Below are 19,140 nucleotides of genomic sequence, written 5' to 3'. Positions count from 1 at the left end.
TGGAGAACTGCATGACCCGTTACGCTCTGATCACTGGCGCCTCCAGTGGCATTGGCCTGGCAATGGCCGAAGCACTCGCCCGCCGCGGTCGCGACCTGATATTGGTGGCTCGACAGCGTGATCGGCTGGAAAGTATTGCAATCGAATTGACTCAGCGTTTTGGCGTGGAGGTGTTGTTCCGGGCTTGTGACCTGGGGGAACCGCTGAGGCTTTCAGGCTTTCTGCTCGAGCTTGAAGAAGGCGAGCGACAGATCGACCTGCTGGTCAATTGTGCCGGTATCGGCACCAGCGGGCCGTTCCTGGGCCAGGACTGGATGACCGAGCAGGACCTGATCGAAGTCAACATCCTCGCCTTGACGCGGCTCTGTCACTCGGTAGGCAACAGCATGGCGCTGCAGGGCGGTGGCCAGATCCTGAACGTTGCATCGATCGCCGCGTTCCAGCCTGGCCCCTGGATGAGCACCTATCACGCCAGCAAGGCTTACGTGCTGCATTTCTCCGAAGCCCTGCGGGTCGAGCTGAAAAAAAGCGCAATAAAGGTATCGGTGCTTTGCCCTGGCCCGACACGAACCGGCTTTTTCGCCCGGGCGCAGCTCAATGAACAGAAATTCAACGACAGTCAAACCCTGATGAGCCCGGAGGAAGTCGCGCTGTATGCCGTGCGCGCACTGGAAAAAAACCGGGCGATCATCATTCCCGGGCGCCGCAATCGCTGGCTGGCAGCGTTGCCGCGGCTGGGCCCGCGATGGCTGGTTCGCACGATTGCCGGCATGACCAACAAGGCCTGCTGCCCCCGCTGAATGCCTTTTGCCGTGAAAACCCGGGCTCGCCAATCGCGCCTTAAGTACACTCAAGCTCGACTAACCCAATGGAGAAACAGCTGTGGATACTCTGTTTACCAAGATCATCAACCGGGAGATTCCGGCCAAGATCATTTACGAAGATGATCAAGTTCTGGCGTTCCACGACATCGCCCCACAAGCACCTGTGCATTTCCTGGTCATCCCAAAGAAACCAATCCGCACGCTCAATGATCTGACCGAAGAAGACAAAGGCTTGGCCGGGCATATCCTGTTCACTGCCCAGCGCCTGGCGCTTGAACTGGGCTGCGAAGAAGGTTTTCGTGTGGTGATGAACTGCAATGAACTTGGGGGACAGACCGTCTATCACATTCATATGCATGTGCTTGGGCAGCGCCAGATGAACTGGCCGCCGGGTTGATACCCTGACCCAACGCAAATCCTGAGCGGCCGATTGAGTTAAACTGGCCGCCGAGATTTTTCCCGGAGGTAAGCATGACTACCCAACGTCACTACTCACCGATTGACCGTCTACTGCTGCAAGCTGATACCGCGATGCGTACGCTGCTGCCCTTCAGTGGTCAGCCCTACCGTCCATCGCCGGCTATCGTGCAGCCAGACGTGCAAATGAGTGACGAGCAAACCCGCCATGTCGCTGGGCTGATGCGCATCAACCACACCGGTGAAGTCTGCGCCCAGGCGCTGTATCAGGGCCAGGCGCTGACGGCGAAGCTGCCCCAGGTACGTGAGGCGATGGAGCATGCCGCCGAGGAAGAAATCGACCATCTGGTCTGGTGCGAACAACGCATTCACCAACTGGGCAGCCATACCAGCGTCCTGAACCCGTTGTTTTATGGGATGTCATTTGGAATCGGCGCAGTGGCCGGGCTGATCAGCGACAAAGTCAGCCTCGGCTTTGTGGCGGCCACTGAACATCAGGTGTGCAAACACCTGAATGAGCACTTGGAGCAGTTGCCGGCCGAGGACGAAAAGTCCCGGGCGATTCTCAAGCAGATGCGCGAGGATGAAGAGCAGCACGCCGAAAGTGCACTCGAGGCCGGAGGGTTTCGTTTTCCAGCGCCGGTGAAGTTCGGCATGAGCCTGCTGGCCAAGGTCATGACCAAGAGCACCTATCGAATCTGATCGTGCAAGGGTGGCGAAGGGGTTATACCCACGCCACAGCGTTGCAGGCCTGAGCGTTCATCCACGTTCTACAGAAACTAAAAAAGGCGACTCCCATGGGGAGCCGCCTTTTTTGTAGCTGAAACCTTCAGCGTGGCATGTTGCGCGCGTAGAAAATTTCCAGCATCTCGTGTTTCACACGGTCTTCCACCTGATCCCGCTGTTCAGCAGAAAGGTTGCTGGTAGCGTCCCCGAACAGGTAGTTATCAAGCTCGAAATTCTTGAGCAGCATTTTGGTGTGGAACAGGTTTTCCTGATACACGTTCACGTCGGTCATCTGGTACGCGTCGCGAGTGTCTTCGGAGAGATAGTTCTGAATCGAGTTGATCTCGTGATCAATAAAGTGCTTGTGGCCTTCAACGTCGCGGGTAAAGCCACGCACGCGATAATCCACCGTCACGATGTCCGAGTCGAACTGGTGAATCAGGAAATTGAGTGCCTTGAGCGGTGAAATGACGCCACAGGTCGACACGTCAATGTCCACACGGAACGTCGCAATGCCATCCACCGGGTGGATTTCCGGGTAGGTATGTACCGTAATGTGGCTCTTGTCGAGGTGGGCCAGGATGATTTCCGGCAATGGGCCCGGGGACTCTTCGATCTGGCTGTCGGTCGGTGTCACCGGTTCTTCCGAGATCAGAATGGTCACGCTGGCGCCTTGGGGTTCATAGTCCTGACTGGCGATGTTCAGGATGTTGGCACCAATGATATCGACAACTTCCGTGAGGATCTGCGTGAGGCGCTTGGCGTTGTACTCTTTATTGATGTACTCGACGTAGGCCTGCTGGTCCTGCGGGGTTTCCGCATAGCAGATGTCATAGATGTTGAAGCTCAAGGTCTTTGTCAGGTTATTGAACCCATGGAGCTTGAGTTTGCTTTTCACCGTTTGAAAACTCTCTATGTATTGCGGCCTGGCCGCGTGATCAAGCATGCCCGTCAGATGCGAACGACGCACCTGCGTAGGACGGTTAACACCTCTTCGCGATGGCGATTTTGGTTGTCTGTCCAGACAAGGGACCGGCCGGAGGACCGATCACTGCCCTGAAAAAAGTGGCGCATTATGCAGAGGTCGGCTTCTGATCGCCAGAGCTTGCACTGCTTTTATGATGGTTGGATGTCGATTCAACCCAATTCGATGATTTCATAATCGTGAGTGATTTCAACACCGGCGGCGCCGAGCATGATGGAAGCCGAGCAATATTTCTCGGCTGACAGCTCAATGGCGCGCTTGACCTGGGCTTCCTTCAAGGCACGCCCCTTCACCACGAAATGCATGTGAATCTTGGTGAACACTTTCGGGTCTTCGGTGGCGCGCTCCGCTTCCAGGAAAGCTTCGCAACTTTCGACGGCCTGGCGCGATTTTTTAAGAATGCTGACCACGTCGAAGTTACTGCAGCCGCCCACGCCCAGCAGGAGCATTTCCATCGGCCTTACACCCAGGTTCCGACCTCCGGCTTCTGGCGGGCCATCCATGACGACCACATGACCGCTACCTGACTCACCGAGGAACATGGCTTCGCCAGCCCATTGGATGCGTGCCTTCATCGCCAAGACTCCACTGTCTGAAAAAAGGGTCGCCAGCTTAGCACAGCCCCCCGCCACGGCGGTTTCTGCCTTAGGACGCATGACAAATACGTGTAGGTAAATTCTCAAATCAATTAGGGACGCCTCTGTTAAGCTGGCGCCAATTAGCTGGCGTATGGCCAGCTATAGCGATTGCCATTCGCGCCCCACAAAAAATCCAAACCAATACACCGCGCAGTCTTTCGGGATACAACCATGGTTGCCATTACTCCCACACCCAAGATCAAGAATCTCGACAAACTCTTGATGCATTGTCAGCGTCGCCGCTACCCGGCCAAGCACAACATCATCTGCGCGGGCGATCGCTCCGACACCCTGTCGTTCATCATCAAAGGGTCGGTCACGATCCTGATCGAGGATGATGACGGTCGCGAAATGATCATCGCCTATCTCAACGCCGGGGATTTCTTCGGCGAACTTGGATTGTTTGAACAGGCAGGCAAAGAACAGGAACGTAGCGCCTGGGTACGGGCCAAGGTCGAATGCGAGGTCGCGGAGATCAGCTATAGCAAGTTCCGGGAACTGTCGGTGCAGGATCCCGACATTCTTTACGTCCTCAGCGGACAAATCGCACAGCGCCTGCGCAACACTACCCGCAAGGTGGGCGACCTCGCCTTCTTCGACGTGACCGGTCGCGTCGCCCGCTGCTTGCTGGAACTGTGCAAGCAACCCGATGCCATGACCCACCCGGACGGCATGCAGATCAAGGTGACGCGCCAGGAAATCGGCCGGATTGTGGGTTGCTCGCGGGAGATGGTCGGTCGTGTGCTCAAGGATCTGGAAGAGCGCAACCTGGTCAGCGTCAAAGGCAAGACCATGGTGGTGTTTGGGACGCGCTAGGCGAGCAGCCTGGTCAGCAGTTCCCGGTACAGCGCCTCAAGCCGCTGCAACGCGTGAGGCGCCGGAAATTTTTCATGCAAGGCAATATGACTCTCGGCGCGCACTCGCTGCGCCAGGCCACAGGCTTCATTGAAACGATTGACCGCGGCAACCATCGATTCGCGTTCGTTCTCCAGCAACAGGGCTCCATGCACCAGACCCACCGGGCGTTGGCCGCCCTTGCTCTGACGCCAGCGCTGAGCAGTGCCGACCATTTTCCGGCCGTCGAGATTGACGTTGAATCGACCGTCGCAGAACGCACCCTCGACTTCACCCAACGAAGCCACCCCACCCAGCTCATCCAATAACTGGCAGATCGGATCACACAACCGGCGATAACCGGTTTCGATGCGACCATGGTCGCCTTCACTACGCGGCGGAGCGTAAACCAGGGCGATATTGACGGTGGCGGCAGACTGCGGCACCGGCTCACCGCCGGTTTCGCGCAGCAGCACTGGCCAGTCGTGGGCCGCCGAGATTTGGCAGGCGTGTTCGAACCCCGGTAAACGACTCAAACGACGAGGCATGACCAGCGCGCGATCATTGGGCTGCCAGAACAACAAGCCGAACTCAGCGTCGCCTGCACAGATGCTGGCCAGCAAATCCTGTTCGGCTTGCAGTCCGGCTTCGACGGTCAGGGAAATCACCGGCGACATTGAATCAATCCAGCGTCGAACCGCTTATCGGAACGCCGCGTTCAGGGAAGAACAGACGTTGCAACTCGGTACCCGGATTTTCCGCGCGCATGAACGCTTCGCCCACCAGGAACGAATACACATCGCTGACTTCCATCAGCTCGACATCGGCTCGGTTCAGGATCCCGCTCTCGGTGATCACCAAGCGATCACGCGGAATACGCGGCAACAAATCCAGAGTCGTTTCCAGGCTGACTTCGAAAGTATGCAGGTTGCGGTTGTTCACCCCGACCAGCGGAGTATCGAGGGTCTTCAAGGCCCGCTCCAGCTCCTCGCCATCGTGGACCTCTACCAGGACATCCAGGCCCACGCCTTTGGCGACCGCCGCCAGCTCGGCCATTTTTACATCGTCCAGGGCGGACACAATCAACAGCACGCAATCTGCGCCCAGGGCTCGGGCTTCAACGATCTGGTAAGGATCGATCATGAAATCCTTGCGAATCACCGGCAGCTTGCACGCCTCCCGCGCCTGTTTGAGGTATTCATCGGCGCCCTGGAAAAAATCAATATCGGTCAGCACCGAAAGGCAAGTCGCACCGCCCTTCTCATAGCTCTTGGCGATGTCGGCGGGGACGAAGTGTTCACGAATCACGCCTTTGCTGGGGGAAGCCTTTTTAATTTCGGCAATCACCGCTGGCTGCTTTCTCTTGGCCTGATCGATCAGCGCCTTGGCAAAGCCACGCGGCGCATCCGCTGCCCGCGCCAAGGTTTCCAGCTCTGCCAGACTGACCCGAGCACTGCGTTCGGCAACCTCTTGAGCCTTGCGAGCCAGAATGTTTTCCAGAACCGTTGGCACACTCATCCTTCGTTCTCCACTTTGAATACGGCGGTAAATGCACCCAACTCTTCGAGTTTTTCCCTGGCAAGGCCGGTGTGCAACGCATCATGGGCCAGTTCCACGCCCTGCTTGAGGCTGCTGGCGTGATCCGCCGCATACAACGCGGCGCCCGCATTGAGCACGATCATCTCGGCGGCCTTCTGGCCATTTTCAGTCTTGCGGCGCCCCAAGGCATCGCGAATCAGCTCCAGCGACTGGGCCGGCCCATCCACCGCCAGCCCATGCAGGCTCTGGCTCTTCATGCCCAGGTCTTCAGGTTCGACCCAATACTCGCTGATCTGATCATTTTTTAATTCAGCCACGTACGTGGGTGCAGCCAGGCTGAATTCGTCCAGGCCATCCTTCGAATGGACCACCAGCACGTGCTTGCTGCCCAGACGTTGCAAGACCTCGGCCAGGGGCCGGCACAATGCCTGGCTGAACACACCGACCACTTGATGCTTCACACCGGCCGGATTCGTAAGCGGGCCGAGCATGTTGAACATCGTCCGCAGGCCCAGATCACGACGCGGCGCGGCGGCGTACTTCATGGCGCGGTGGTGGGTCTGGGCGAACATGAAACCGATGCCCACGTTATCGATGCAACGCGCCACCTGTACTGGCGTCAGGTTCAGGTAGATCCCGGCCGCCTCCAGCAGGTCGGCGCTGCCACTCTTGCCGGAGACCGCACGATTGCCATGCTTGGCAACGGTGCAACCGGCCGCGGCGACGACGAAGGCCGAGGCAGTGGAGACGTTGAAGATATTGGCGCCGTCACCGCCGGTGCCCACCACATCCACCACGCCATCCAGGGTCTTGAGTTCGACCTGGTCCGCCAGCTCGCGCATGACCGAAACCGCGCCGACGATCTCATCGATGCTCTCGCTCTTCATGCGCATGGCCATCATGAACGCGCCGATCTGCGCATCTGAGCATTGGCCGGTCATGATTTCGCGCATCACATCGCGCATTTCGTCGGTGCTCAGGTCGAGATGGCCGACGATACGGCTCAGGGCTGTCTTGATATCCATGAAAAGTCCTTAGCGCGTGCCGCCGGTTTGTTTGAGGAAGTTGGCGAACAGCTCGTGACCCTGTTCGGTGAGAATAGACTCGGGGTGAAATTGCACGCCTTCGATATTCAACGTTTTGTGACGAAGCCCCATGATTTCATCCACAGAGCCGTCCTCGAGCTGAGTCCAGGCGGTCAGTTCCAGACAATCTGGCAGGGTTTGGCGCTTGACGATCAGGGAGTGGTAGCGGGTGACGGTCAGCGGAAGATTCAGACCTTCGAACACGCCCTTGTTCTCGTGAAATACCGGGCTAGTCTTACCGTGCATGACTTGCCGGGCGCGCACCACGTCGCCGCCAAAGGCTTGGCCGATCGACTGGTGCCCCAGGCAGACACCCAGGATCGGCAGCTTGCCGGCGAAATACTTGATGGCTTCGATGGAAATGCCCGCTTCGGTCGGCGTGCAAGGACCGGGAGAGACCACGATGCGCTCGGGCTTGAGGGCTTCGATTTCGGCGATGGTCAGTTCGTCGTTGCGCACGACCTTGACCTCGGAGCCCAACTCGCCCAGGTACTGCACAACGTTGTAGGTAAAAGAGTCGTAGTTATCGATCATCAGCAACATGGCGTAAGCAACCTATTGAATTCACTGACTTGAAATACAGCCTTCGGAGAGTGACCCGCGCGGTGTTGCGCTTGGCGAGGCGTGTGATGAGCCAGCGAAGCGACTTTCAAGCGGGTAAAGAAGGCAAATCGGTACAGGTCCGGCCAAGCCGGCAGAGAACGTTCAGGCGCGCCAACGCCAACGGGCGTGTGCCTTGATCAATTGATCCAGAAGTTTGCTGACAATCGACACAGGGGAAGTCTCGTTCATACGTTCCGGCACAGTAGCTTAGCTGGACGGTGCACGCAATATGACGACCCCCGAAGGGCTTTGAAACAATCGCGACGAACCTGATGGATGGCAAAACGCCGGAAGTTTTTGGTACTGTCGTTTCGTTTTCTAACAACAATAAGATAAAAACGGACTTTCTCATGCTAAGAAAAACGTTATTCGTACCAATGGCCGGCTGTCTGCTGGCAATGGCCTGCGCCCAGGCGAGCGCCGCGCCCAATCCCTACTCCAGATTCATCGTGTTTGGCGACAGCCTCAACGATGCCGGCCAGTTTGCCGACCCGGACGGTCCGTCCGGGGCCACGCAACGCTTTACCAACCGCACCGGCCCGCTCTATCTCGACGGCAGCGGCGAATCCTATTCCCTCAATTCCACCCAACTGCTGGGCGGACGGTTGGGCTTTTCCGATGATGAAACCGCGGCATCCACCTCGGCGGTTCGTGCCAGCGAAGGCCAGGCCGATGGCAACAACTGGGCCGTGGGCGGGTATCGCACCGACCAGATCCTCGAGTCGATTACCGGCGTTTCCGACACTGGCGAACGCAGCCGTGACGGATACCTGCTGTCCAACGGCTTGCGTGCCGACCCGAACGCGCTGTACTACCTTTCCGGGGGCGGTAACGACTTCCTCCAGGGCCTGGTACTGACCCCCGCCCAGGCGAACGCCGCCGCGGACCGCCTGGCCGACAGTGTCCAGGTGCTGCAAACCGCCGGAGCCCGTTATGTGATGGTCTGGCTGCTGCCCGACCTGGGCCTGACCCCTGCGCTCAATGGCACGCCTTTGCAAGACGCCGTTTCGCAGCTCAGCAACCAGTTCAACCAGCAACTGGTCACGCGGCTGCAAGGCATTGATGCCGAAATCATTCCACTGAACGTTCCGCTACTGCTGCAGGAAAGTTTCGCCGATCCAGCACGATTCGGCCTCGCCACCGGCGAGAACCTCACCGCCACCTGCTTCAGCGGCAACGGCTGCACGGAGAACCCCACCTATGGCATCAACAGCGCGACGCCAGACCCCACCAAGCTGATCTATAACGACTCGGTCCACCCCACCGAGACCGGACAGCAACTGATCGCCGATTACGCCTTTTCCCTGCTCGCGGCGCCATGGGAGCTGACATTGCTGCCGGAAATGGCCCACTCGACCCTGCGCGCCCACCAGGATGAATTACGCAGCCAGTGGCAATCGGACTGGGAGAACTGGCAAGCCGTCGGCCAATGGCGGGCGATCGTCGCAGGCGGCGGCCAGCACCTGGACATCGACAGCCAAAACAGTGGCGCCAGCGCCGACGGCAGCGGCTACAGCCTGAACGTGGGTGGCAGCTATCGTCTCAACGAGGCTTGGCGCGTGGGTGTAGCCGCCGGTTTCTACCGCCAGGACATGGAGGCAGGCAGCGCCGATTCGGACTACAAACTCAACAGCTACCTGGCCACCGCTTTCGCCCAGTTCCAGCAGAACCGCTGGTGGGCCGATGCCGCGTTGACCGGCGGCAAGCTCGACTACGACAACCTGGAGCGCAAGTTCGACCTGGGCGTCAGCCAGGCGCAAGAGAAAGGTGACACCGACGGTCACCTGTGGGCATTCAGCACGCGCCTGGGCTACGACATTGCCCAGCCGGGCAGTCAGTGGCACCTGTCACCGTTTATCAGCGCCGATTATGCGAAGGTGGAAGTCGACGGGTATTCAGAAAAGAGCAGCCGCTCCACCGCCCTGACTTTCGATGACCAGACCCGGGACTCGAAACGCTTGGGCATTGGCTTGCAAGGCAAATACAACTTCACCCGTCAGACCCAGGTGTATGGGGAATATGCCCACGAACGCGAGTACGAAGACGACACCCAAAAGGTGAACATCGCCCTCAACAGTCTGCCGGCCAATGATTTCACGCTTGAAGGCTATACGCCGCAGAGCCATTTGAATCGCCTGAGCCTGGGGGTCAGCCACAAGTTGACCAACGATCTGGCCCTGCGGGGCGGTTATACGCTGCGCAAGGACGATGACTTTACCCAGCAGGGCGTGAATGTCGGGGTCAGTCTGGATTTCTGATCGAGATAACCCTGTGTGGGAGCGAGCCTGCTCGCGATGAGGCCGGCATGTTCGACACATGCATCGCCTCGCGAGCAGGCTCGCTCCCACAGTTGATCAGCTTCCATTCAGTCGCTTGGGGTCTGCTCGGCCAGCGCCACGGCACGGAACATTGCCCGGCGCTTGTTCAGGGTTTCTTCCCACTCCAGCACCGGCACCGAGTCGGCCACGATCCCGCCGCCGGCCTGCACGTGCAGCTCACCGTCCTTGATGACGGCGGTGCGGATGGCAATGGCAGTGTCCATGTTGCCGTTCCAGGCAAAATAGCCCACGGCCCCGCCGTACACCCCACGCTTGACCGGTTCCAGTTCGTCGATGATTTCCATGGCGCGGATTTTCGGGGCGCCAGACAACGTTCCTGCCGGCAGGATGGCCCGCAGGGCGTCCATCGCCGTCAGCCCGGCCTTCAACTGGCCCGTGACGTTGGAGACGATGTGCATCACGTTGGAATAACGCTCGATGACCATCTTTTCGGTGAGCTTCACCGAACCGACTTCCGAGACGCGCCCGGTGTCATTGCGGCCCAGGTCGATCAGCATCAGGTGCTCGGCGATTTCCTTGTCATCCGACAGCAGGTCCTCTTCCAGCGCCCGGTCGGCTTCCTCCGTGGCCCCACGAGGGCGGGTGCCAGCGATAGGCCGCACAGTGATCAGGTTGTCTTCGACCCGCACCAGCACTTCGGGTGAACTGCCTACAACGTGGAAGTCACCGAAGTTGAAGAAGTACATGTAAGGCGTCGGATTGAAACAGCGCAGCGCCCGGTACAGGTCGATGGGCGCAGCCTTGAAGTCGATGGACATCCGTTGCGACGGCACCACTTGCATGCAGTCGCCAGCCAGGATGTATTCCTTGATGGTATCGACGGCCCTTTCGTAATCGTTCTGAGTGAAACTGGAACGGAACACCGGGTCGGCCGCCGACTGTTTGCTGAAATCCAGGCCAGGACGCGGCGTGATCGGCTGCCGGAGTTTTTCCAACAGCGCCTGAAGACTTTTCTGACCTTGCTCGTAGGCGTCTTCCCGGGACGGATCGGCCAGGACAATCGCGTGCATCTTGCCGGCGAGGTTATCGAAGACGACCACTGCGTCAGAGACCATCAGCAAAATGTCCGGCACGCCCAGCGGGTCCGGGTTCGGGCAGGTGCCCAGACGCTTTTCCACATAGCGTACGCAGTCGTAGCCGAAATAACCCACCAGGCCACCGTTGAACCGCGGCAGGCCGGGGATGGTAGGCACGTTGTAGCGAGCCTTGAAGGTTTCGACGAAGGCCAGCGGATCTTCGACCTCCAGGCTTTCGATCTCGACGCCGTCATGGGTCACGCTGACACGATGGTCATGGACCCGCAGCACCGTGCGGCACGGCAGGCCGATGATGGAATAACGGCCCCATTTCTCACCGCCCTGCACCGATTCGAGCAGGTATGAGTTGGGCTCATCGGCCAGCTTGAGGTAGATCGACAGCGGCGTGTCGAAGTCGGCCAGGGTTTCGCAGGCAAGCGGGATACGGTTATAGCCGGCAGCGGCTAGACGCAGGAATTCTTCGCGGATCATGGTGTGCCTCGTGGCAGGAGGAGCTGACAGTCAGGTATGCAAACGCGCCGGATAACCGGCCAGGATCAGGTCAGGCGCGCCAACGCCAGCGGGCCAGGGCCTTCATGACTTTCATCCAGAGTTTGCGAGTGACCACCACGATGGCGTTTCCAGAAGAGGATTGAACAGCGTCGGGCAACGTTATCTCAGCGGCCGGGTCCAGGCAACCGGGAATTAACAGGCGCAAATCGTCGATCACCAGCGCGGGAAACTCCTCGGCGATCGGCCGGCCATGGTTGTAGCCGTAGCTCAGCGCCACACATTTGACCCCGGCGGCTTTCGCCGCCAACACATCGCTGCGCGAGTCGCCGACGAACAGCGATTGAGAGGCCGGGATGTTGGCCATTTTCATCACGAAAAACAGCGCGGCCGGGTCAGGTTTTTTCTGTGGCAGGGTATCGCCACCGATGATCCAGCGAAAATAACGACCGATTTTCATCTGATCCAGCAGCGGCGCGACAAAGCGCTCCGGCTTGTTGGTGATCAGGGCCATTTCAACGCCTTGCTTGTGCAGCCACTTGAGGGTGGAACGCACACCGGGGTAGACGACCGTCAGTTCGTGATTGCCTTCATAGGCTTCGTTGAACAACTCCAGCGCCCGCTCGGCCTCGGCGTCATCGACGCCCTGGGCATCGATATGGTTGGCCAGGGCCCGCCGCACCAGCATGGGCGCACCGTTGCCGACCCAGTGGCGCACGGCGTCAATTCCGGCGGCCGGGCGACCGAGCTTGAGCAGCATGTTGTCCACGGCCGCCGCCAGGTCCGGCACCGAGTCGACCAGCGTGCCGTCGAGGTCGAACATCACCAGACGCGGCAGGCTGCCGGGGAACAGCTGCTCAAAGCCGCTCATAGACGGGCCAGGGCCAGTTCGGCACGCATCTTTTCAATGACCTCTTTGTAGTCCGGCGCATTGAAAATGGCCGAGCCTGCGACAAAGGTGTCGGCACCGGCCTCTGCGATTTCGCGGATGTTATTGACGTTCACGCCACCGTCGATCTCCAGGCGGATATCACGGCCCGATGCCTTGATCAGCGCGCGGGCTTCACGCAGCTTGTCGAGTGTGCCAGGAATGAACTTCTGCCCGCCGAAGCCGGGGTTGACGCTCATCAGCAGGATCATGTCGACCTTGTCCATCACGTACTTGAGCACGTCCAGGGGCGTGGCCGGGTTGAACACCAGGCCGGCCTTGCATCCGCCTTCGCGAATCAACTGCAGGGAGCGGTCGATGTGCTGGGTGGCTTCGGGGTGGAAGGTGATGTAGGTGGCACCGGCCTCGATGAAGTCGCCGACGATGCGATCCACCGGGCTGACCATCAGGTGCGCGTCGATCGGCGCCGTGACGCCGTACTTGCGCAGCGCTGCGCAGACCATCGGGCCGATGGTCAGGTTGGGTACGTAATGGTTGTCCATGACATCGAAGTGCACGATGTCGGCGCCGGCGGCCAGAACGTTGTCCACTTCCTCGCCCAGGCGGGCGAAGTCGGCGGAGAGAATCGACGGAGCAATAGCGAAGGGCTGCATGACGCACCTGTTTTGAGCGAAATCACGATGGCGCGCATTGTATACCTCAAGATTTGGCGCGCCCACCGTGGCAGACGATCAATACGCCGCGCGGTAGATCTTCTCGATATCGCTGGCGCTCAGTTTGCGTGGGTTATTGCGCATCAGTCGCTCGATCCCGGCTGCTTCCACCGCCATGGACGGTATCACTTCGTCCGTCACCCCAAGGCTGCTCAGGCCCTGGGGGATTTCCACGGCAGCACACAGCGCAACCATGGCCTCCACGGCTTCATCAGCGGCTTCAAGGTCACTCAGGTGCGCGGTCTTTATGCCCATGGCTTCGGCAATGTCGCGCATGCGCTCGACGCAAGCCATCTTGTTCCACGCCATGACATACGGCAGCAACAAGGCGTTTGCCACACCATGGGACACGTGAAAGCGCCCCCCCAGCGGATACGCCAGCGCATGCACCGCCCCGACCCCAGCATTGCCGAACGCCATGCCGGCCATCAGGCTTGCAGTGGCCATGTCTTCGCGAGCTTGCAAATGAGCGGGGTTGGCGTAGGCCTTGGGCAAGGCGCGGGTGATCAGTTTTATTGCGCCGATAGCCAAGGCATCGGTGATCGGCGAGGCATTGAGCGACAGGTAGGACTCGATGGCATGCACCAGTGCATCGACGCCACTGGCGGCGGTCACGCTCCGGGGGCAGGTAAGGGTCATCTGCGGGCTGACCAGCGCCACGTCCGGCAGCAGATAATCGCTGACGATACCTTTCTTGAGTTGCGCGGCTTTGTCGGAGAGGATGGCCACGTTGGTGACTTCAGAGCCGGTCCCGGCCGTGGTGGGGATGGCGATCATGGGCGCGCCTTTGCGCGGGACCTGATCGACCCCGAACATATCCTGCAGCTCGCCGTGGTAACCGGCGTAGACCCCCACGCATTTGGCAATGTCGATGGCACTGCCGCCGCCCAGGCCGATCAAGCCATCATGGCCGCCGTCACGGTAGGCCTGCATGCAGTCTTCAACGATGGCGATTTCCGGGTCCGGCATGACCCGATCGAAAATTTCGTAGTCGCGCCCGCCCAGATGCTGCAGCGCCAGCTCCACGGTGCCGGACTTGACCAGCGCAGCGTCGGTGACGATCAGCGGGTTATCGACATCCAGCCGCGTCAGCTCGGCCGCCAGTTGCTCGATGGCAGCGGCACCGGTGATCAGTTTGTGGGCGATCTTGAATGAGGAAAGACTCATGTGCGCGGCCTCTTATTCGCGTATGGGCTGGCACAAGGATAGCTCGGTATTTAAGGTTGTCTTCCATTCAGCCCATGAATACACCGCAAATCCCCTGTGGGAGCGAGCCTGCTCGCGATGGCGGTAGAACATTCGACATTTTTATCGACTGACACTCCGCTATCGCGAGCAGGCTCGCTCCCACAGGGTACAATACTGACCGTCAGACCTGCGCAGTACGCAGCTTCTCGCTACGCCCACGCAACCACTCCAGAGTCAGCAACAGGATCACCGAAAAGGCGATCAGCAGCGTCGCGGCGGCGGCGATGGTGGGGCTGAGGTTCTCGCGGATACCGCTGAACATCTGCCTTGGCAGAGTTGCCTGCTCGGGACCGGCCAGGAACAGCGTCACCACCACTTCATCGAACGAGGTCGCGAAGGCGAACAGTGCGCCGGAGATCACGCCCGGGGCGATCAACGGCAAGGTCACTCGACGAAACGCCGTCAACGGCGAAGCCCCAAGGCTGGCGGCGGCCCGAACCAGATTGTAGTTAAAGCCCTGCAGAGTCGCCGACACCGTGATGATGACGAACGGCACGCCCAGCACGGCATGGACCACGATCAGCGAGAAGAAACTGTTGCCCATCCCCAGCGGCGCGAAGAACAGGTAACTGGCCACCCCGATGATCACCACCGGCACCACCATCGGCGAGATCACCAGGGCCATCACCAGCGCCTTGCCTGGGAAATCACCACGGGTCAGGCCAATCGCCGCCAGGGTACCGAAGACCATCGCCAGTACCGTCGCCGCCGGGGCGACGATGACGCTGTTCCTCAGCGCTCGCATCCACTCCGCCGAAGCGAAGAAATCGTGGTACCACTGCAACGAAAAGCCTTGCAACGGGTACACCAGGAAGCTGCCGGAGTTGAACGACAATGGAATGATCACCAGCACCGGCAGGATTAGGAACAACAGGATCAGCCCGCAGAATATGCGCAAGCTGTAGAACCACACCCGCTCGACGGGGGACATGTAAGGACTCAGCATTTCAATCTCCCCTCAGCTCAGGCGCAGGCGACTGGCGCCCACCAGCCAGTTGTAAATCAGATACAGCACGACGGTTGCCAGCAACAACAACCCGCCGAGCGCCGTGGCCATACCCCAGTTGATGCTGGTGTTGGTGTAGAACGCGACAAAATAGCTGACCATCTGATCGCTCGGGCTGCCCAGCAACGCCGGAGTGATGTAGTAGCCGATGGCGAGGATGAACACCAACAGGCAACCGGCGCCGACACCGGCATAGGTCTGCGGGAAATACACGCGCCAGAAGCTGGCGAACGGATGGCAGCCCAGGGAAATCGCCGCACGCATGTAAGTCGGAGAGATGCCTTTCATCACGCTGTAAATCGGCAGGATCATGAACGGCAGCAGGATATGGACCATGGAGATGTAGACACCGGCGCGGTTGAACACCAACTCCAGAGGCTTATCGATAATGCCCATGGCCATCAGGCCACTGTTGATCAGCCCGCCCGATTGCAGCAGCACGATCCACGCCGCCACCCGCACCAGGATCGACGTCCAGAACGGCAACAGCACCAAAATCATCAGCAGGTTGCTTTGGCGCGACGGCAGGTTCGCCAGCAGGTAGGCCAACGGATAGGCCAGCACCAGGCAGATCGCGGTAATCACCAGGCCCATCCAGAACGTACGGGCAAAAATATCCAGGTAGATCGCCTGGTCGGGGGTGGCCGGGGCCAGTTCGCCAAGATCATCGATGCGATGATCGACGGCCGCCAGCAGGTAATACGGGGTGACATCACTGGTGTTGCGGCGGATCACCTGCCAATACGCCGGATCCCCCCAGCGTTCGTCGAGGCTCTCCATCGCTTCTTTATAGGAAACCGGCTCGGTGGCGAACGGCAGCGCACGGGCGGTCTTGGTCAGCAGGCTGCGATAGCCGGCCAGTTCCATGTTCAGGCGCTTGGACAAATCGCCCAAGGTCTGATTCTTGCGCGCTTCGGCCAGGTCTTCGCTGGCGGCTTTGTATACCGGCTCGCCTGGCAACCCACGTCCGTCCCAGGCAGCGACCGCGGCGACAGTGCGCGGCATGCCGTTGACCACTTCCGGGTTGCTGACGCTTTTGAACAGCAGCGCCACGATTGGCACCAGGAACACCAGCAACAGAAACAACACCAGCGGCGCGATCAAGGCCTGGGCCTTCCAGCGGTTGACCCGCTCGGCGCGCTTGAGCCGTTGCTTCAGGGTGGGGCTGGTGCCCGCGTTCAGTGGAACGGCGATGGCCATGGCGAACTCCGCAAATCTTTTTGATCGTTACAGAAGCGGCGTGCCGCTTCTGTTCTTTTGAAACGTTGGCCTCTGAGGGGATCGTTCCCACGCTCCGCGTGGGAATGCATCCAATGACGCACTGCGTCACAAAGGGCGCGAAGCGTCCTGGGCGGCATTCCCACGCGGAGCGTGGGAACGATCTCTGTCAGCGGTTACTTCGCCGCCCAGGAGTTGAAGCGCTGCTCCAGTTGCTCACCGTTGTCAGCCCAGAAGCTGACGTCGATCTGCACCTGGTTGGCGATGTTTTCCGGGGTGGTCGGCATGTCTTTCAAGACATCCTTGGACAACAGCGGTACAGCCTGGGTATTGGCCGGGCCGTAGGCGATGTTTTCCGAGTAGATCTTTTGCTGCTGCGGTGCCACCGAGAAAGCGATGAATTTCTTCGCAGCTTCGGCGCGGGTCTTGTCCAGACCGCGTGGAATTGCCCATGCGTCGAAGTCGTAGATGCCGCCGTTCCACACCACTTTCAGGTTGCTTTCCTTCTGCACCGCGGCGATCCGACCGTTGTAGGCCGAGCTCATGACCACGTCACCGGAAGCCAGGTACTGCGGCGGCTGGGCGCCGGCCTCCCACCACTGGATGTTCGGCTTGAGTTCGTCGAGCTTCTTGAAGGCACGATCCTGGCCATCTTTGCCGGCCAGCACTTTGTACACGTCTTTCGGCGCGACGCCGTCGGCCATCAAGGCAAATTCCAGGGTGTACTTGGCGCCTTTACGCAGGCCACGCTTGCCTGGGAATTGCTTGGTGTCCCAGAAATCCGCCCAACTGGTCGGTGCGGTTTTCAGTTTGTCGGCGTTGTAGGCCAGCACGGTGGACCACACGAAGAAGCCCACGCCGCAAGGCTGGATGGCGCCCTTGACGTAGTCTTCGGCCTTGCCGAACAGAGCCGGGTCCAGTTGCTCGAACATGTCTTCGTCACAACCACGGGACAGCTCCGGGGACTCGACTTCCACCAAGTCCCACGAAACGCTCTTGGTGTCGACCATGGCCTTGACCTTGGCCATTTCACCGTTGTATTCGCCAGCGATGATCTTGCCGTTGCCGGCTGCTTCCCACGGCGCGTAGAAGGCTTTGGCCTGAGCCGCCTTGTTCGCCCCACCGAAAGACACCACAGTCAGGTCCGGGCCCGCCGCCATCGCGCTTGCCGCACCCATCATGCCCAGGGTCAGGGCTGTGAACTTCAGGGATCTCAACATTTATTGTTCTCTCCACGTGCAGGGTTGGTGTTGGTACAGCAGGGGGCGATCAATTCGCCTCTAGAAGGGGATCGAGCGCACGCACATGCTCGACTTGCCAGCCAAGCGGAACCACGTCCCCAACAGCGAGCCCGGGATCGAGTTCGGCAATCGGTTGTTTCACGAAGAAGTCATTCTTGCCACAGACCTCCAGGCGAACCCGGACGTGGTCGCCCAGATAGATGAATTCCGCCACCCTCCCTGAGAAGCGGTTGACACATTGTTCGCTTGCGCCGTTGAGGCTCACCCGTTCCGGGCGGATCGACAGGGTCACCGGCTCGCCGGGTTTGCCGACGTTCACCGCCAGGGCCTCGACCTTTTCACCACGCCCCAGCTCCACCAGGCAACGATCGCCGGTCTGGCTGTGCAGGCGGCCGTTGAGACGGTTGTTCTCGCCGATGAAATTGGCGACGAAGGTGTTCTTTGGCTCTTCGTAGAGGGTGCGTGGCGGGGCAATCTGCTGGATTTCGCCTTGATGGAACACCGCTACCCGGTCGGACATGGTCAAGGCTTCGCCCTGGTCGTGAGTCACATAGACCACGGTGACACCGAGGCGCTGATGCAGATGCTTGATCTCCATCTGCATGTGTTCACGCAGTTGTTTGTCCAGGGCGCCAAGGGGTTCGTCCATCAGCACCAGTTGCGGTTCGAACACCAGCGCCCGGGCCAGGGCCACGCGCTGTTGCTGGCCGCCGGACAACTGCGCAGGGTAGCGTTGGGCAAACGTGTCCAGCTGGACCATGCTCAAGACGCGCTTGACCCGATCACTCACGTCGCTTTTGTTCAAGCCGCGCACGGTCAGCGGGAAGGCCAGGTTCTCGGCAACGGTCATGTGCGGGAACAAAGCGTAGTTCTGGAACACCATGCCGATGTCACGCTTGTGGGGCGGCACGTTGTTGATGGAGCGTCCGGCCAGCTGGATCTCACCGGCAGTGGGTGTTTCAAACCCGGCGAGCATCATCAGGCTGGTGGTTTTGCCGGAACCGGACGGCCCGAGCAGAGTCAGGAATTCGCCTTTGCGAATGTCCAGGTTGAGGTCCTTGACGATCAGGTTCTCGCCGTCGTAGCTCTTTTGCACACCACGAAAGCTGACCAGCACATCACTGGCCCCCGCGCTTGAATCGACCTGGCTCATACCCGCACCTTTTGTATTGATGACTGCTTGTGAATCAAGCCTAGTGGAGCCTGGGGCCTGCGCAAATCGGGGCGCAGGAGAGAATCGCCTCAGCCGGATGGAAGAGTCGGTGTAGGGATTTCCCTACAAGGATGGCGGGATTGGATAAGGACAGTC

Annotated in this window: 19 protein-coding genes; 5 read left to right on the top strand and 14 right to left on the bottom strand. The window is 59.7% G+C overall.

The window, feature by feature from the left end; all coding sequences use genetic code 11:
* Nucleotides 1–11 precede the first annotated feature (11 nt).
* The 3 genes from MKS85_RS13525 to coq7 all read left to right on the top strand — a co-directional run bounded on the left by MKS85_RS13525 (nucleotide 12) and on the right by coq7 (nucleotide 1,943).
* On the top strand, nucleotides 12–800 hold the full coding sequence (locus tag MKS85_RS13525) for an SDR family oxidoreductase (protein WP_047228046.1): 789 nt from the start codon (nucleotides 12–14) through the stop codon (nucleotides 798–800).
* 82 nt (nucleotides 801–882) lie between these two features.
* Nucleotides 883–1,221 carry a histidine triad nucleotide-binding protein gene (locus MKS85_RS13520; protein WP_003316306.1) on the top strand — a complete coding sequence of 113 codons (339 nt, stop codon included), beginning with the start codon at nucleotides 883–885 and terminating at the stop codon, nucleotides 1,219–1,221.
* Nucleotides 1,222–1,295: 74 nt separating this feature from the next.
* Nucleotides 1,296–1,943: a 2-polyprenyl-3-methyl-6-methoxy-1,4-benzoquinone monooxygenase gene (coq7, locus tag MKS85_RS13515; protein ID WP_047228047.1), complete on the top strand. Its 648-nt coding sequence runs from the start codon at nucleotides 1,296–1,298 to the stop codon at nucleotides 1,941–1,943.
* A 127-nt stretch (nucleotides 1,944–2,070) separates the two neighbouring features.
* Here the strand turns inward: coq7 and speD are convergent, their stop codons facing one another.
* Nucleotides 2,071–2,865, bottom strand: a complete 795-nt coding sequence (gene speD / locus MKS85_RS13510; protein ID WP_047228048.1) for an adenosylmethionine decarboxylase — start codon at nucleotides 2,863–2,865, stop codon at nucleotides 2,071–2,073.
* A gap of 239 nt (nucleotides 2,866–3,104) precedes the next feature.
* Entirely contained in the window at nucleotides 3,105–3,527 is a 423-nt protein-coding gene (locus MKS85_RS13505) for an OsmC family protein (protein ID WP_003206127.1), read from the bottom strand.
* 234 nt (nucleotides 3,528–3,761) lie between these two features.
* Between MKS85_RS13505 and crp the strand changes: the two genes are divergently transcribed.
* Entirely contained in the window at nucleotides 3,762–4,406 is a 645-nt protein-coding gene (gene crp, locus MKS85_RS13500) for a cAMP-activated global transcriptional regulator CRP (protein ID WP_047228049.1), read from the top strand.
* Here the strand turns inward: crp and MKS85_RS13495 are convergent.
* From MKS85_RS13495 to MKS85_RS13480, 4 genes are read right to left on the bottom strand one after another with little or no spacing between them, the layout of a single operon-like run.
* Nucleotides 4,403–5,101 carry a lipoyl protein ligase domain-containing protein gene (locus MKS85_RS13495; RefSeq protein WP_047228050.1) on the bottom strand — a complete coding sequence of 233 codons (699 nt, stop codon included), beginning with the start codon at nucleotides 5,099–5,101 and terminating at the stop codon, nucleotides 4,403–4,405. The genes crp and MKS85_RS13495 overlap by 4 nt on opposite strands.
* A 4-nt stretch (nucleotides 5,102–5,105) precedes the next feature.
* Nucleotides 5,106–5,942, bottom strand: coding sequence for an indole-3-glycerol phosphate synthase TrpC (gene trpC / locus MKS85_RS13490; protein WP_047228051.1), 837 nt, complete (start codon nucleotides 5,940–5,942; stop codon nucleotides 5,106–5,108).
* On the bottom strand, nucleotides 5,939–6,988 hold the full coding sequence (gene trpD, locus MKS85_RS13485) for an anthranilate phosphoribosyltransferase (protein WP_092400967.1): 1,050 nt from the start codon (nucleotides 6,986–6,988) through the stop codon (nucleotides 5,939–5,941). Before trpD ends, trpC begins: the two co-directional genes overlap by 4 nt.
* A gap of 9 nt (nucleotides 6,989–6,997) precedes the next feature.
* Nucleotides 6,998–7,591: an aminodeoxychorismate/anthranilate synthase component II gene (locus tag MKS85_RS13480; RefSeq protein WP_047228053.1), complete on the bottom strand. Its 594-nt coding sequence runs from the start codon at nucleotides 7,589–7,591 to the stop codon at nucleotides 6,998–7,000.
* Between the two features lie 410 nt (nucleotides 7,592–8,001).
* Between MKS85_RS13480 and estP the strand changes: the two genes are divergently transcribed.
* Nucleotides 8,002–9,909: an esterase EstP gene (gene estP, locus MKS85_RS13475; RefSeq protein ID WP_188251801.1), complete on the top strand. Its 1,908-nt coding sequence runs from the start codon at nucleotides 8,002–8,004 to the stop codon at nucleotides 9,907–9,909.
* 107 nt (nucleotides 9,910–10,016) lie between these two features.
* Here estP and trpE read toward each other — a convergent pair whose 3' ends face one another.
* The 8 genes from trpE to MKS85_RS13435 all read right to left on the bottom strand — a co-directional run bounded on the left by trpE (nucleotide 10,017) and on the right by MKS85_RS13435 (nucleotide 18,984).
* Nucleotides 10,017–11,498, bottom strand: coding sequence for an anthranilate synthase component I (gene trpE / locus MKS85_RS13470; protein ID WP_047228055.1), 1,482 nt, complete (start codon nucleotides 11,496–11,498; stop codon nucleotides 10,017–10,019).
* A gap of 70 nt (nucleotides 11,499–11,568) precedes the next feature.
* Nucleotides 11,569–12,387, bottom strand: coding sequence for a phosphoglycolate phosphatase (locus tag MKS85_RS13465; protein WP_047228056.1), 819 nt, complete (start codon nucleotides 12,385–12,387; stop codon nucleotides 11,569–11,571).
* Nucleotides 12,384–13,058 (bottom strand): ribulose-phosphate 3-epimerase, encoded by a 675-nt coding sequence (rpe, locus tag MKS85_RS13460; RefSeq protein WP_047228057.1) that lies wholly within the window; start codon nucleotides 13,056–13,058, stop codon nucleotides 12,384–12,386. The genes MKS85_RS13465 and rpe overlap by 4 nt, the downstream gene beginning before the upstream one ends.
* A gap of 78 nt (nucleotides 13,059–13,136) precedes the next feature.
* Nucleotides 13,137–14,285 (bottom strand): iron-containing alcohol dehydrogenase, encoded by a 1,149-nt coding sequence (locus MKS85_RS13455; protein ID WP_047228058.1) that lies wholly within the window; start codon nucleotides 14,283–14,285, stop codon nucleotides 13,137–13,139.
* A gap of 202 nt (nucleotides 14,286–14,487) precedes the next feature.
* Nucleotides 14,488–15,312 carry an ABC transporter permease gene (locus MKS85_RS13450; RefSeq protein WP_047228059.1) on the bottom strand — a complete coding sequence of 275 codons (825 nt, stop codon included), beginning with the start codon at nucleotides 15,310–15,312 and terminating at the stop codon, nucleotides 14,488–14,490.
* Between the two features lie 12 nt (nucleotides 15,313–15,324).
* A complete protein-coding gene (locus MKS85_RS13445) occupies nucleotides 15,325–16,572 on the bottom strand; it encodes an ABC transporter permease (RefSeq protein WP_047228060.1) in 1,248 nt (415 codons plus the stop codon).
* A gap of 194 nt (nucleotides 16,573–16,766) precedes the next feature.
* Nucleotides 16,767–17,810, bottom strand: a complete 1,044-nt coding sequence (locus MKS85_RS13440) for an ABC transporter substrate-binding protein (protein WP_047228061.1) — start codon at nucleotides 17,808–17,810, stop codon at nucleotides 16,767–16,769.
* A gap of 49 nt (nucleotides 17,811–17,859) precedes the next feature.
* Nucleotides 17,860–18,984 (bottom strand): ABC transporter ATP-binding protein, encoded by a 1,125-nt coding sequence (locus MKS85_RS13435; protein WP_139049033.1) that lies wholly within the window; start codon nucleotides 18,982–18,984, stop codon nucleotides 17,860–17,862.
* Between the last annotated feature and the right edge of the window lie 156 nt (nucleotides 18,985–19,140).

It is taken from the genome of Pseudomonas sp. JL2, assembly GCF_031570495.1.
GTDB classification, from domain to species: Bacteria; Pseudomonadota; Gammaproteobacteria; order Pseudomonadales; family Pseudomonadaceae; genus Aquipseudomonas; species Aquipseudomonas rhizophila.
This window is presented reverse-complemented; position numbering and strand designations above follow the sequence as displayed.

Bases quoted from the DNA above. Each gene is read 5' to 3' on its own strand.
- MKS85_RS13525 (WP_047228046.1), top strand. From the start codon at position 12: ATGACCCGTTACGCTCTGATCACTGGCGCCTCCAGTGGCATTGGCCTG.
- coq7 (WP_047228047.1), top strand. From the start codon at position 1,296: ATGACTACCCAACGTCACTACTCACCGATTGACCGTCTACTGCTGCAA.
- MKS85_RS13505 (WP_003206127.1), bottom strand. From the start codon at position 3,527: ATGAAGGCACGCATCCAATGGGCTGGCGAAGCCATGTTCCTCGGTGAG.
- crp (WP_047228049.1), top strand. From the start codon at position 3,762: ATGGTTGCCATTACTCCCACACCCAAGATCAAGAATCTCGACAAACTC.
- MKS85_RS13495 (WP_047228050.1), bottom strand. From the start codon at position 5,101: ATGTCGCCGGTGATTTCCCTGACCGTCGAAGCCGGACTGCAAGCCGAA.
- trpC (WP_047228051.1), bottom strand. From the start codon at position 5,942: ATGAGTGTGCCAACGGTTCTGGAAAACATTCTGGCTCGCAAGGCTCAA.
- trpD (WP_092400967.1), bottom strand. From the start codon at position 6,988: ATGGATATCAAGACAGCCCTGAGCCGTATCGTCGGCCATCTCGACCTG.
- MKS85_RS13480 (WP_047228053.1), bottom strand. From the start codon at position 7,591: ATGTTGCTGATGATCGATAACTACGACTCTTTTACCTACAACGTTGTG.
- estP (WP_188251801.1), top strand. From the start codon at position 8,002: ATGCTAAGAAAAACGTTATTCGTACCAATGGCCGGCTGTCTGCTGGCA.
- trpE (WP_047228055.1), bottom strand. From the start codon at position 11,498: ATGATCCGCGAAGAATTCCTGCGTCTAGCCGCTGCCGGCTATAACCGT.
- MKS85_RS13465 (WP_047228056.1), bottom strand. From the start codon at position 12,387: ATGAGCGGCTTTGAGCAGCTGTTCCCCGGCAGCCTGCCGCGTCTGGTG.
- rpe (WP_047228057.1), bottom strand. From the start codon at position 13,058: ATGCAGCCCTTCGCTATTGCTCCGTCGATTCTCTCCGCCGACTTCGCC.
- MKS85_RS13455 (WP_047228058.1), bottom strand. From the start codon at position 14,285: ATGAGTCTTTCCTCATTCAAGATCGCCCACAAACTGATCACCGGTGCC.
- MKS85_RS13450 (WP_047228059.1), bottom strand. From the start codon at position 15,312: ATGCTGAGTCCTTACATGTCCCCCGTCGAGCGGGTGTGGTTCTACAGC.
- MKS85_RS13445 (WP_047228060.1), bottom strand. From the start codon at position 16,572: ATGGCCATCGCCGTTCCACTGAACGCGGGCACCAGCCCCACCCTGAAG.
- MKS85_RS13440 (WP_047228061.1), bottom strand. From the start codon at position 17,810: ATGTTGAGATCCCTGAAGTTCACAGCCCTGACCCTGGGCATGATGGGT.
- MKS85_RS13435 (WP_139049033.1), bottom strand. From the start codon at position 18,984: ATGAGCCAGGTCGATTCAAGCGCGGGGGCCAGTGATGTGCTGGTCAGC.